At 55.0% G+C, this 13,655-nt stretch carries 11 protein-coding genes; 4 read left to right on the top strand and 7 right to left on the bottom strand.

What is annotated here, in order from left to right:
- Positions 1-6: 6 nt before the first annotated feature.
- The 7 genes from AC2FNR_RS03385 to AC2FNR_RS03355 form a co-directional block, all read right to left on the bottom strand.
- Positions 7-1,083 carry a DUF2793 domain-containing protein gene (locus AC2FNR_RS03385; protein WP_496847989.1) on the bottom strand — a complete coding sequence of 359 codons (1,077 nt, stop codon included), beginning with the start codon at positions 1,081-1,083 and terminating at the stop codon, positions 7-9.
- Between the two features lie 189 nt (positions 1,084-1,272).
- Entirely contained in the window at positions 1,273-2,166 is an 894-nt protein-coding gene (gene galU, locus AC2FNR_RS03380; protein ID WP_170355194.1) for a UTP--glucose-1-phosphate uridylyltransferase GalU, read from the bottom strand.
- 308 nt (positions 2,167-2,474) lie between these two features.
- On the bottom strand, positions 2,475-4,280 hold the full coding sequence (locus AC2FNR_RS03375) for an ABC transporter ATP-binding protein (RefSeq protein ID WP_496847988.1): 1,806 nt from the start codon (positions 4,278-4,280) through the stop codon (positions 2,475-2,477).
- Position 4,281: 1 nt separating this feature from the next.
- Positions 4,282-5,211: an ABC transporter permease subunit gene (locus tag AC2FNR_RS03370; protein ID WP_170355192.1), complete on the bottom strand. Its 930-nt coding sequence runs from the start codon at positions 5,209-5,211 to the stop codon at positions 4,282-4,284.
- 10 nt (positions 5,212-5,221) lie between these two features.
- Positions 5,222-6,145 carry an oligopeptide ABC transporter permease OppB gene (oppB, locus tag AC2FNR_RS03365; protein ID WP_209196323.1) on the bottom strand — a complete coding sequence of 308 codons (924 nt, stop codon included), beginning with the start codon at positions 6,143-6,145 and terminating at the stop codon, positions 5,222-5,224.
- A gap of 67 nt (positions 6,146-6,212) precedes the next feature.
- Positions 6,213-7,841 carry a peptide ABC transporter substrate-binding protein gene (locus tag AC2FNR_RS03360; protein WP_170754247.1) on the bottom strand — a complete coding sequence of 543 codons (1,629 nt, stop codon included), beginning with the start codon at positions 7,839-7,841 and terminating at the stop codon, positions 6,213-6,215.
- Between the two features lie 401 nt (positions 7,842-8,242).
- On the bottom strand, positions 8,243-9,478 hold the full coding sequence (locus AC2FNR_RS03355) for a lytic murein transglycosylase (RefSeq protein ID WP_496847987.1): 1,236 nt from the start codon (positions 9,476-9,478) through the stop codon (positions 8,243-8,245).
- A 171-nt stretch (positions 9,479-9,649) separates the two neighbouring features.
- On the opposite strand from AC2FNR_RS03355, the gene AC2FNR_RS03350 reads away from it, so the two are divergent.
- From AC2FNR_RS03350 to AC2FNR_RS03335, 4 genes are read left to right on the top strand one after another with little or no spacing between them, the layout of a single operon-like run.
- Positions 9,650-10,612 carry a ubiquinol oxidase subunit II gene (locus AC2FNR_RS03350; RefSeq protein ID WP_496847986.1) on the top strand — a complete coding sequence of 321 codons (963 nt, stop codon included), beginning with the start codon at positions 9,650-9,652 and terminating at the stop codon, positions 10,610-10,612.
- Positions 10,609-12,699 (top strand): cbb3-type cytochrome c oxidase subunit I, encoded by a 2,091-nt coding sequence (locus AC2FNR_RS03345; protein WP_496847985.1) that lies wholly within the window; start codon positions 10,609-10,611, stop codon positions 12,697-12,699. Before AC2FNR_RS03350 ends, AC2FNR_RS03345 begins: the two co-directional genes overlap by 4 nt.
- Complete coding sequence (locus AC2FNR_RS03340; RefSeq protein ID WP_170754238.1) at positions 12,696-13,328, top strand: cytochrome c oxidase subunit 3; 633 nt, start codon at positions 12,696-12,698, stop codon at positions 13,326-13,328. Before AC2FNR_RS03345 ends, AC2FNR_RS03340 begins: the two co-directional genes overlap by 4 nt.
- A complete protein-coding gene (locus AC2FNR_RS03335; protein WP_496847984.1) occupies positions 13,321-13,647 on the top strand; it encodes a cytochrome o ubiquinol oxidase subunit IV in 327 nt (108 codons plus the stop codon). The genes AC2FNR_RS03340 and AC2FNR_RS03335 overlap by 8 nt, the downstream gene beginning before the upstream one ends.
- Positions 13,648-13,655: the final 8 nt, after the last annotated feature.

Raw genomic sequence — 13,655 nt, 5'->3', positions numbered from 1 at the left:
CTCTGATCAGAACCAGCGTCCTGTGGCGGTTGCGGTCGGAGCGACAGGCGCAGGGTCAGAAACCGTTGATAGTACTTGGTAGGACACATTTGTGGCTGCCGGCGCATCAAACCCGACAAATCGCGAGACCGATCCACCGCTGCCGCTTAGGGCAGGTTTGGTCCCAGAGGCAAAGGCAATTGGAAAGGTCCAACTGTTTTGCCCGCTTGAAAAAATCGCGCCTTCGCCGATGGTGCAGCCTACTGCGCTCAGATTGACTGTACAGATTTGAGTGCCGTCTGCGAAACGAACAAATTCACCATTTGCGTTCGAGCCCCGCTCGATCACTGCGCCTGTCGGCGTGCCTGATGTTTGTGACACAGATCCCAGCACGTTGCCGGGGCTATAGCCAAAATCCGCCCGCATCAAACGACCCGCAGTTACGTCCGAAGCACTGCTTTGAATCGCTGCACCAGTTGCAATTGCAGTTGTCGGATCGAAAACAAGGGCATCTGTCCATGTGTTCCCATCTGCCGAAACCTTGATTGAAAAACCAGTTGAGCCTGCCAGTCCCATTTCGGCGTGACCGGTCCAGTTGGATTGAAACAAAAGCGAAGCGGTATCCCCCGCGCTTGCCTTGTTGATCTTTAACTGGTGGCTATTGCCCTCATGGCTTAGCAATGTGGCAGAAGAACGAACCGAGAGGCGGTTTGTTGCGTCCCAGGTCGTTGCGACGCCTATCCCGTCCAGATTCTGCGTTGCCCCTGCCGGCACAACCCAATTCGAGCCTGTCCAGACTTTCACACGCCCGGCGCTGATGTCCCACGCTCTCCAGCCAATATCTGGCGCTACAAAGTGCCACGCATTATCCAACCATGCCGCAAGCATGTTTTCCTGACCTGACCATTCACCAATCGGAGCTTCACCTACGGCATGAACTTCACCCTGCGCTGGGGACACTGGTGGGTTTGATGCACCGGTTGCCACGACGCTTAATTGAACAATCATATCCAATTGCCGTATGGCTTCGTTATGAGTGACGTGCTTTTGTGCTTGCGAGGGTTGAATGAATGGTAAATCCAAGCGGGGTGAAACTTGTGGCATTGGGGCGTGTCCTCCTGAAGATGCTGGTCCGACAATTGCTTTGCGCGCCAAACTGCCATCAAATGGATGAATTCACGCTAAGCGGGCAGAACGCTTCCGAAAGGAAGTGGTAAGTTTTCTGTCAGGTTGCCCGAAAAAGAAAAGGCACCCAAAACCGGGGGCCTTTGTACTGAGATAATGGGGCGGAAATTATTGGGCTGCTTGGTCAGTCGCCATCGTATCGTGCAGATATTCCCGCAGGTCGTCGCGCAGATCGGGTCGGGCCAATGCAAAAGCCACGGTTGCTTGTAGAAATCCAGCCTTCGAGCCGCAGTCGAAACGTTGTCCTTCGAACTTGTGCCCAAATACCGGCACACCATTCCCGATATCCTCGGCAATCGCGTCCGTCAGCTGAATCTCACCACCGCTGCCTTTTTTCTTCTGGTTCAGATTATACAAAACCGATGGGCCCAGAATGTAGCGACCGATCACTGCGAGGTTTGAAGGCGCCTCATCCGGTTTAGGCTTTTCCACCATGCCACGAGCCCGGACAACTTGTCCGATATTCTCACCTACGTCCAAAACACCATAGGAGCTGGTTTTTTCTTGGGGAACCTCCATCGCAGCCACCATGTTTCCGCCGGTTTCCTCATAGGCTTCGACCATTTGCTGCAAGCATGGTTTGTCCGCGGCGATGACGTCATCAGGCAACATGACGGCAAAGGGCTCATCCCCGATCAATCGGCGAGCACACCACACAGCATGGCCTAGCCCCAAGGCTTTGTGCTGCCTGATATACGCGATTGCGCCACTTTCCATGTTGGTTTCATCCAGCACTTCAAGCAGCTCGTCTTTGCCCTTGGCCTTGAGTTCTTGCTCCAGAATATGGTTGTGATCAAAATAGTCCTCAAGCGCGGATTTGCCGCGCGATGTGACAAAGATGAATTCCTTGATGCCAGCCGCACGCGCTTCGTCAATTGCGTATTGGACCAGCGGACGATCGACCAGAGTCATAATCTCTTTGGGGACGGATTTCGTCGCAGGCAGAAAGCGGGTACCCAGTCCCGCAACCGGGAAAATCGCTTTGGTAACCTTGCGTACCATTGTACCTCTCAGTTTTTAAAATTTGCACCGAAGTCCAGAGGCTTCGGAACGTTGTCTTAGGCCGTGAACCCGGAATGTTCAATGACCTCGCGGAGACCGCTAGGGAAACAGGAGAAATCGTGCCATCCCAATACAGGGAAGTCAAAACGATCCATTGTCACATGCGAATGAAACCTTACCTTTCGTGCTATATTAGGAAACTAATTTATATTTTGGAGTGAGATAGTTTCCAAAAAAGCGCCTAATCGATGGAAAAACAGGCAGGTTGGTTAATACCTCAAAGCCAGAATCTGGCTTTGAGGTTTGTACTATGCATTGGCCACAATGCTTTCTAGTGGATCATGTTCCGCAACGAAGTGATCGGGCTTAATTTCGTTAAGTTGCGGGACATAGTCCTCTTGGCCAGCGAACAGGCGACTGGGGAGAAACCGCAGGGCAGCCTTCGGATCCATCGGCGAGGGAAGCTCACCGGGGATTTTCAGCCTTTGGCGGCTCCGTTCCACATCTGGGTCAGGGATCGGAACAGCCGATATCAGAGACTTGGTATAGGGATGGATCGGATCAGAGCAGATCACCTCGCCATCCCCCAGCTCCACGATCCGACCCAGGTACAACACCATGATCCGGTTCGACACGGCTCGTACCACCGACAGATCGTGGCTGATGAAGATCATCGAAAGGCCGAACTCCTGCTGCAACTCGCGCAGCAATTCAACGATCTGCGCCTGAATGGACACGTCCAAGGCCGAGACCGCCTCGTCGCAGATGATCAGCTTGGGTTTGTTGATCATCGCGCGCGCGATGCCGACCCGTTGGTTCTGACCGCCTGACAACTCGTGCGGATAACGGTTGATCATGTTGGCGTTTAAGCCCACACGCTCCATCATTTCGCTGACCATCTGCTTGCGCTCGCGGTCCGTCAGATCAGGGCGGTAGGTCTTGAGCGGCTCGGCGATCGAAGCCGAGATTGTCATGCGCGGATCGAGGCTGGCCAATGGGTCTTGAAAGACGATCTGCAAGTCCTTGCGGTACTTGTTCAGCTCGGCGCGTTTGAGACCCACAATAGGATGGCCCAACCAGCTGACATTTCCGCCACTGGGTTCTATCAGTTGCAACACGGCGCGCGCCAGCGTGGACTTGCCGCAGCCGGATTCGCCCACAACGCCCAGAGTTTCACCCTTGCGGATGTCAAAGCTTACGCCATCGACGGCTTTGAGTGGCACTTTGCGCCCGAACAGCCCGCCTTTGACGTTGATCGGGAAATGCACCTTGACGTCATCGACCTTGAGCAGCGGTTCTTCGACCTTCTCCAACGCCTTGGGCGCATCGCCCGCATCAATGCGTGGCATCGCCTCGAGAAGGGTGCGGGTATAGTCGTGCTGCGGGTTGCGGAAAATTTCGCGGGTGTCTCCGGCCTCAACAAATTCGCCCATGCGCATGACTTGAATGCGGTCGCACATTCGAGCGACTACGCCCATATCATGGGTGATCAGGGCAATCGCGGTGCCTTCGTCCTTTTGCAGGCGCACCATCAGGTCAAGAATGTCGGCCTGAACGGTCACATCCAGCGCCGTGGTCGGCTCATCCGCGATCAGCAGTTTGGGGTTGCACAGCATCGACATGGCGATCATCACGCGCTGACGCATCCCGCCCGACAGCTCGTGCGGGTATTGATACAGCCGCCGCGCGGCTTCGGGGATGCGGACGCGGTTCAGCCAGTCCAGACAGCGAGCCCGCGCTTTGGAACCCTGCAGCCCCTCATGCACCTGAAGAACCTCGCGCATTTGCTGGCCGATGCGCAGATGCGGGGTTAGCGCGGTCAATGGGTCCTGAAAGATCATACCCACGTCCGAGCCACGGATCTTGTTCAGGCGGTTGATCGGCAGGTTCAGGATTTCGGTGCCGTTCAGAGTGGCCGACCCCAGCGCCCGTCCCGCGGGCGGCAGCAAGCCCATCGCGGCCATGAAGGTCTGGCTTTTGCCCGACCCGCTTTCGCCCACGATGCCAAGGCATTCGCCAGGGTTGATGTCGAAACTGATGCCTTTGACGGCCTCGACCACGCCATCGGGGGTGTCGAACTGGACCTTCAGGTCTTTTACGGAAAACAGGCTCATATCAGCGATCCTTCGGGTCCAGAGCGTCACGCAGACCATCCCCGATGAAGAACATCGTGATGATGATGGCGACGTAGAAAGTCAGCGGGAACATCAATTGCCACAGGGTGCCATACCCCATGGTTCCGGCCCCTTCCGCGATCAGACGACCCAGCGAGGTGTAAGGTTCTGAAATCCCCAGCCCAAGGAACGAGATAAAGCTCTCGGTCAGGATCATTTCAGGCACCAGAAGCGAGGCATAGACGATCACCACGCCCAGCAAGTTGGGCAGGATATGGCGGTACATGATCGTGAATTCGCTGACGCCTGCGGCGCGGGCGGCCTCGATAAACTCACGGTTTTTCAGGGTCAGGGTTTGACCCCGTACGATCCGCGCCATGGTCAGCCAGCCGACCGCGCCAAGTGCGATGAACAGCATGAAGAAGGATCGACCTGCCACGACTAGCAGCAGAATAATCACCAGAGTTGCCGGGATCGCCAGCAAGATGTCGACAAAGCGCATCATGACGCTGTCGGTCCGGCCACCGATATAGCCTGCGGCGATACCATAGCAGGTGCCCACGATTAGCGCCGTGGCCGCCCCGATCAGACCGACTAACAGCGATGTGGTGGTGGCCTGTATGACGCGGCTGTACAGATCGCGCCCTAGATCATCGACGCCAAAAAAATGCCCCGTCTCAACCGAGGGCATCCCCATGCCACGAACGTCACCCATGACGTTCCAGTCGATCTCTTCATTGTTCCAGACCGCGAAATAGGGACCGATGATGGTGAACAGAACGATCAGCGCTAGAATGACTAGGCTGGCCATCGCAGCCTTATTGCGCACAAAACGCATCCGCGCGTCCTGCCACAGTGAACGCCCCTGAATGACCGTGTAATCGGTGATATCTTCGGCCAGGTGGGCGGCTTTTTGAGATTTTCCAAGCATGGTTCGCCCCTTAGTACCGGATTTTCGGATCGAACCAGGCATAGGCCAGGTCGGTCAAAAGGTTCACGACGACGGTCAGCGCGCCATAGAGGATCGTGACCCCCAAAAGTACCGCGTAGTCGCGTGAAAGGGCCGAGCCGACATAGGCTTGCCCCAGACCTCCGGTCGAGAAATAGATGTCCACGAAGACCGAACCGGTCAGAACATAGACGAAGACCGGGCCCAAATAGGAGACGACGGGCAAGAGCGTCGGTTTCAACGCATGGCGCCAGATCACGGTTCTGGTCGGCAGGCCCTTGGCCCGCGCGGTGCGGATGAAGTTCGAGTTCAGAACCTCAAGCATCGACGAGCGCGTGATCCGCGCGATCGAGCCGACATATGAGGTCGCGAGGGCGATGACGGGCATGATCAGGTATGGCCATTGCCCCCCATTCCAGCCACCGCCCGGCAACCAGCCCAACCACAGGGTAAAGGTCAGGATCAGGATCGGGCCCATGATGAAGTTCGGCAGCGCCTGAGCTGCAATGCCCAGACCGACAGCGAAATAGTCGATCCAGCTATTGTGCTTGATGGCTGCCGCAATCCCCAGGCCTACGCCAATCGTGGTAGCAAACAGGAACGACAGCGATCCATAAGTCAGCGAGATCGGGAAACCTTGGGCGATGATGTCGTTTACATCGCGGTCCTTGAACTTGAAGGATGGTCCGAAATCGAAATGCACCACGATGTTATAAAGATAGTCCCAGAGCTGTTTCCACAGCGGCTGGTCCAGCCCATAGCGTGCCTCGATATTGGCCAGAACCGCAGGCGGCAGAGGCCGTTCCGAGGTGAAAGGCCCACCGGGCGCGAAGTGCATCAAAAAGAAACAAGCGACGATCAACAACAAGATCGTCGGAACGGCGACCAACAGCCGCCGGATGATATAGGCAAGCATTTCATGCCCCCAATTATTGGCTGTGCCCCAAAAGCGGTTCTTGGGGCACAGCGGGATCTAAAGGTGATTACTCGGCTGTTTTGTAGAGGTTTTTGGAGTACCAGTTCTGCTCTACGTTATTGACCGGCCAGTTCCCCACATCGCTGTCCATCATGTAGACGCCAGCATAGTGATAGATCGGGATGACGGGGGTCTCTTGCGCGATGATACGCTCGACCTCGGTATAAAGCGGCGCGGCATCGTCCGCGGTTTTGGCAGAGGCCAGCAGTTCATCAACTTTGGCGTTGTTATACTTGCCGTCGTTATAGCCCGAATCCGACTGCAACAGGTCCAGGAAGGTCGAGGCTTCGTTGTAGTCGCCACACCATGCGCCACGGGCCAGATCGAAGTTCTGGTTACCGCGCTCTTCCAGGAACACTTTCCATTCCATGTTGGCCAGCTCGGCGTTCACGCCCAGTTTCTGTTTCCACATCTGGCTCAGCGCCACGGCAACTTTCTTGTGGGCCTCTGACGTGTTGTAGACCATCTCGAAGCTCAGCGGATTGTCTGCGCCATAACCGGCCTCGGCCAGTAGTTCCTTGGCCAGTTCGTCCCGTTCGGCTTGCGACATCGACGCCATTTCGACGTCCGGAACGGTGAAGCCTGCGGTTGCTTCGGGCGCGAAAGTATATGCCTGCGGCTGACCGCCTGCCATGATGTTCTCGGTGATGATCTTACGATCTACGGCAAGCGACAGGGCCTGACGGACATTCGGGTCTTTGAACGCTTCCGGACCACCTTCGGATAGGTTGAACGTGTAGTAATAGTTGCACAGACGCGGGAAGCTGATCGCCTCTTCCGGGTGCTCTTTTTGCAGGCGCGGGAACTGGCCTGCGGGAACTTCCGTGCGGTCCAGTTCACCGGCCAGATAGCGGGTCAGGGCCACGTTTTCATCGTTGATGACCAAGGCCACTACCTTTTCGATGATCGTGTTGTCATTGTCCCAGTACATCTCGTTACGCTCGCGAACCGAGCGTTCCTGCGGCAGATGCTCGGTAAGAACATAAGCACCGTTCGACACGATGTTGCCGGGCTTGGTCCAGGCGTCGCCGAACTCCTCAATCACTTTCTGCGGGGCAGGGAAGGTGGTCGCATGCGTGGTCATCTGCGGGAAATAGGACAGCGGTGCGCTCAGCTTTACTTCCAGCGTGTGGTCATCGATGGCCTTGACGGCCAGATCGTCAACCGGCTTTTCGCCTGCGATAATTTCAGACGCGTTTTCGATCGACATCAGCTCCATGTACCACGCATAGGGCGAGGATAGAGCGGGATCGACGGCGCGTTTCCAGGCAAAAACGAAATCGCCTGCTGTAACCGGATCGCCGTTGGACCACTTAGCGTTGTCTCGCAGGGTGAAGGTGTAGACATCTTTGGCGTCATTCGTGGTAAAGCCCGTTGCTACACCTGGAACCAGATTTCCGTCTTCGTCCTGGTTCATCAGACCTTCGAACAGATCGCGGACGATCTCGGCGCCCGAAACATCCTCAACTACCTGCGGATCAACCGAGCTGTGCTCGTCCAGAATGCGATAGGTGAACGTCTGGTCATCGGCCAGCGCTTCGCCCGTGGTCGGGTGGGTCCCGGCGGCAAAAGCCGCGCCGGTGATCATGGTCGAAGTCAACAGACCTGCTAGTGAAGTTCGAATATATTTGTTCATGTTTGTATTCTCCCGTTTTTGGGGGCGACACACGCATAGCCCGTCAGAGCGGTCACTGACCTCTCTGATTGTCCGGCTTGGATCGAGCTCGGGACGGGTTCACAGTTTGCTTTGTCAGATCGCAATGAACACCGCGTCGCAGTCTTTCGGTTGCAGTCGGAAACGTGGTTGCGAAAGTCGCCCTTCACTGGGGCTGACGTTGGCATTATTTCAAAAAAGGTTAAAGCCTTTGCCTGCAAATTGGGCAATCTAACGTCAATTGTGAATGAAAACGGGTCCTATCCGGCAATAAAATAATTTAGCGCGGGCGCTTCTTGACACTTTTGTGAAGCTGCTTGGAAACAGGTTGACGCTTTACGCTTGGTAATGGCTCAAGCATAGCCTGTGAAAACAGCGAATCGCTATTTGGCCAGAGTCGCTTTCATTGAAGCCGCGGGGAAACAGGTCGGGATACGGCCAGTTTGTTCCTGCCACCTACCGATAGAACGGCGCGTCTTGAATCCAGGTAAACCATCCGCTCCGCCCACGTCGTGCCCTTGAGCTTCTAATGCTTTCTGCATTGCTACAATGTCTGATCGGTAAAGCGGGTCTATCGCACCCCAACGTCCCTTGAAGTCGCCGATTTGGTACTGGATGCGATCGCTTACGTGGCCGACAAACAGTGCATACAGATCGCTGTTGTTGTATCGCTTCAGCACATAGAAATTTGGTGTAACCAGAAATGCTGGTCCGTTTCGACCAGCAGGCATCATCAGATATCCTTCTTCGGGCAGTTCATGCTGTGGGAATGGTTTCCCCGACACTCTCTGAATGCCCAGTTTAGCCCAATCACGAATAAGTTTACCCTGATCAGGCCCCTCGTTTGCGCAGGACACAGATAGGGGAACCGTGACTTCAAATCCCCAATCGCGGCCCGGCACCCAGCCATGCCGCGCAAGATAGTACCCAATTGACGACAAAGTATCGTCAACCGAGGTCCAGATGTCTGCGCGTCCGTCTCCGTTTCCGTCAACCGCATGTTCAAGATAATTCGAGGGCATGAACTGGGGTTGCCCAAGAGCTCCGGCCCAACTGCTTTTCATCCTACCAGGTGGGGCGTGGCCCGCCTCGGCAATCTCGAGCGCTGCGATCAGTTCTTTGGTGAACAGTTCCGCCCGCATGCTCATAAACGCTTTGGTAGCCAGAACCTGTATGGCGTCATGCCGGATGGGCACTTGACCGTATCCGCTTTCTCGTCCCCAAATAGCCAACAATATGCGGGCAGGGACACCGGTTTCAGTTTCAACTCGGGCAAGCACCGCGCCATGGCGGCGGGCCATCTTACGCCCAACCGAGGTTGCACCTTGCACTGAGCCAGGGTTGAAATAGCGGGCAGGCGCACCGAATTCGGCCTGTTTCTGTTGTGTCGGCTGCACCTTGTGTGTTCCGGGTGGAACCAGGTCGGGAAGATCCCAGTTGAGCATCACACCGTCAAATGCTTGCTGAAAAGTGTGTTTTGAAACGCCCTTGGCTTTTGCGTTCGGCCATATGATTTCACCAATCCACGCCTGAAATTGGTGTTCGATAGCAGCGCGGTCCTGAGCCCGCGCAACAGTCGTGCAAAGTAGAAGAGCAAGAAAACAAAAAATCCAACGCATTTCCGAATTGTCTCAACCTAGGTGTTCCGCAAGTCAATAGTGTCGTTTGTATAAGGCTGGGGTTGATCGCAAAGGAATACGAACAATTTGGGGTTTTGGAAAACTCTTGAGAAATCGCCCGACTCTGTTGATAGTTCAGCCACACCATATGCCGTGGGAGGGCGAACAGGCGTGGCCCATTTCAGAGTGTCATCCGCTGTGTTGCCAATCGCCGCATTGGTTCTGACCGCGGGGTTGTTTGCACATGTGGCCCATGCTGCCGACAGTTTTCTGGAGCCGCAAGGCCCCATCGCAGCCGTTCAGAAAACACATCTGGTGCGAGCAACGCTGTTGATCCTGATTGCTGTTGTGCCGGTTTTATGCCTCGTACCTTTGATCGCAATCAGGTATCGCAGGCGCAAACAAAGTCAGTCAGCTTATGCCCCGAACTGGGACTTTTCGGCGCGTCTGGAATTCTTGATGTGGGGCGTTCCGGTCGTGATCGTCGCGGTCTTGTCTTTCTATCTGTGGAAGGCAACTCACCGGTTGGATCCTTATGCAAACTCATTTGGTGAAGCGCCTGCCATCAATGTGCAGGTCGTAGGCTTAGATTGGAAATGGTTGTTTATCTATCCTGACCACGGCATCGCCACTGTAGGAGAGTTTGGGATACCTGTAGGGCAACAAGTCGCGATAACGTTGACGACTGACACCGTTATGCAGTCTTTCATGATCCCTGCGTTAGCCGGCCAGATTTACGCGATGCCGGGAATGACCACTCAACTACATCTCGTCGCCAACACGCCAAAGACCATGCAGGGTGAAAACACGCAGTATAATGGCAGGGGCTTTACCAAGCAAAAATTCCTGACACAGGCCATGCAGTTGCAAGATTTCGATGCGTGGGTAAACAGCGTGCGAGCCAACGGCATTCCGCTAACAACCGACACCTATAAAACACTGGCAATGCGCAGCGACAGGGACGAAGTTCAGGCTGCGTTGGGCACCGCGACGATGCCTCTGAACGCCTTGTATTTCACACTGGATGACGGCGACTTGTTTCATTCTATCCTGCACCGTTACCACAGCGGTCAACCTTTGTCGGCAGCGCAACAGCCCGGGACCATTTCATATGGTCAGGAGGGCGGACAATGACGACTGAGTACAGCGAAATACTCGGCCGCCTGAGTTGGGAATCTTTTCCGATTGCGGGGCTGATCCAGTCTCCGAACGCCAATGAGATTGTCGCCAACGCCGCCGCCGCGATTGTGATAGTCGGAGCAATAGCCGTTATCGGCTTACTGACTTGGTTTCGTCTTTGGGGTCCACTGTGGCGCGATTGGTTGACCAGCGCGGATCACAAGAAAATCGGCATCATGTATATAGTCTTTGCCATCGTCATGTTGGCTCGGGGCGTTCTCGAAGGTGTTGTGATGCGCGCTCAGCAGGCCGCAGGCCCAGGTGAAGGTTTTCTGGAAGCTGAACATTTTGCTGAACTGTTCAGTACCCATGGCACGATAATGATTTTCTTTGTCGCGGTTCCTTTCGTGTTCGGCATTGCGAATTTTTTGGTTCCTCTGATGATCGGTGCACGAGATGTCGCCTTTCCGGTCATGAACCAGATCAGCCTTGGTCTTACGGTCTCCGCAGGCATGATGCTGATGGTGTCATTGGTGGTCGGAGAGTTCTCGACCGGTGGCTGGACGGCCTATCCACCCTATACTGGTGCAGCCTTTAACCCCGGCGTAGGACCGGACTACTGGATCTGGGCCATTGTTGTGTCGGGTATCGGGACAACTCTGACAGGCATAAACTTCGCGGTAACGATCTATAAATTGCGCGCGCCCGGTATGACCTTCATGCGTCTGCCGATGTATTGTTGGACGATCATCTGCAGTTCGATCCTGATCGTTTTCGCAATGCCGCCGCTTGGCGTGGCGGCTCTGATGTTGGCGGCGGATAGATATCTGGACTTCCATTTTTTCACCAACGACCTTGGTGGGAACATGATGAGCTACGCCAATCTGTTCTGGCTGTTCGGCCACCCCGAGGTCTATCTGCTGGTCCTTCCCGCGTATGGGATTTATTCCGAGATTTTCGCAACCTTTTCGGCGAAACGACTGTACGGCTACAACTCGCTTGTCATCGCCACGATGTCGATCGCGGTTATGTCGTTCACGGTTTGGCTGCACCATTTTTTCACGATGGGTCAAAGCGCGCTGATAAATGCGGTGTTTGGGATTGCTACGATGCTGATCGCTATTCCGACCGGAGTGAAGGTATATGACTGGATGGCCACACTGTTTCGGGGCCGAATCCGTTTCTCGGTCCCGATGCTGTATGGCCTCGCATTCCTTATGCTGTTTGTGATTGGCGGCCTCAGTGGCGTTCTTCTGGCTAATCCAACGTTGGATTATCAGGTTCACAACACGCTGTTTCTTGTGGCGCATTTCCACAACGTGTTGTTGCCCGGGGTGTTGTTTGGGTTGCTGGCCGGATATAACTACTGGTTCCCCAAGGCCTTTGGGTTTCGTTTGAACGAAGCTTGGGGGCGACTGACGGTTGTTCTGTGGACAGTTGGTTTCATGTTGACCTTTTTGCCGTTGTATTTCGTCGGTCTGATGGGGATGCCCAGACGGTCTTTCAGTTGGGAGGACCCCAGCTTCCACCCCTATATGATCGTTGCGGCGCTTGGATCACTGGTGATCCTGTCAGCATTGCTGGCGGTCGTTGCGCAGTTATGGATCAGTATCAGAGACCGCGAGAAAACACGCGTGCCGGTTGGCGACCCATGGGATGCCCGCACACTGGAATGGTCGACGCCGGCGCCGCCGCCGCCTTACAACTTCGCTATCATCCCCAACGTGACCGAGCGGGATGATTTTGCTGCGGCCAAGGAACGAAATGAAGCTTACCCGCAGCCTGAGGCTTACGAGGATATTTTGCTGCCGCGCAATACCGCGATCGGTTTCGTTTTGTGTGTTTTCAGTGGTGTTTGGATGTTCGCGCTTGTCTGGTGGATCTGGTGGTTGGCCGCGTTGATGAGCGTCCTTATAGTCGTGGCGTTCATCGCCTGGACGTTCCAAACGGACACCGAAGTGGTCATACCGGCCACCGAGGTGCGCAAACAGCATGAAGCATGGCTTGAGATCGTGCGCAATTCGGACCCTGTCAATCGCGACCATGAATGCGCACCTGAAAACCGTGGTCTCGCGCGACCAGATATGGAGGCCACAACATGAAGCGCGCTCCAACCCACAGTTACCCCGGATTGAATCTGGGCCGCAGGCATCCCGAAGCGGACAAGGCCAGTGAAGTCGTCACATTCGGTTTTTGGGTCTTTCTAATGAGCGACCTTGTCTATTTTGGTCTGATGTTCGCCATCTACATCACCATGATAGATGCGCAGGCCGGTGGACCCGGTCCGCATGAGCTGTTCAACCTTAAGAGCATTTTTGCCCAAACGCTCATCTTGCTTACGAGCAGCTTGACTGTGGGGCTGGCGATGTTGGCTCTGAAGTACAACCTGCCACGCTCACGCATTGTGATGTGGTTTGGCGTGACGCTGGTTCTGGGGCTGAGTTTTCTGGTTCTTGAAATGAGTGATTTTATGGCGATGGCTGAAAAGGGAGGCATTCCCCAACGCAGCGGGTTTCTGTCCGCTTTCTATGGCCTCGTTCCACTGCACGGCCTGCACGTTGCTGCCGGTTGCATCTGGTTGATCGTGCTGGGCATCCAGCTTCGCGTTTTCGGTCTGACAGACCTGCTTATGTCGCGGGTCGTGCGGTTGGCCTTGTTTTGGCATTTCCTTGACCTGATCTGGATCGGGATCATCACGATCGTTTATTTCGGAGGGCTCGCCTATGGATAAGCGCAGCGAAATGCACCGTCGGGAACGCCGTCGTTATCTTATAGGATATGGCGGCTCACTGCTGCTGACCATTTCTGTCTTCTTGGCAGCGTTTGTCTTCGGTATTGCGACCAAGGGCGTTTATTTGACGATTGGTTTGCTGGGGCTTGCGCAATTGGTTTTACAGCTGGTCTACTTCCTTCATATTGATCGCAGGCGCAGTAGCCGTGAAGATTTGGATCTTGTTTTGTTTTCAACGTTGGTTTTGCTGATCATCATAGTCGGTACAATCTGGATCATGGGAAATTTGGCGGTGCGCATGCACACGTTTCCAATGTAGTGACCAAG

This window comes from Ruegeria sp. SATB045, assembly GCF_059613525.1.
The sequence above is the reverse complement of the archived record's forward strand: the minus strand, read 5'-3'. Positions and strand labels throughout refer to the sequence as shown.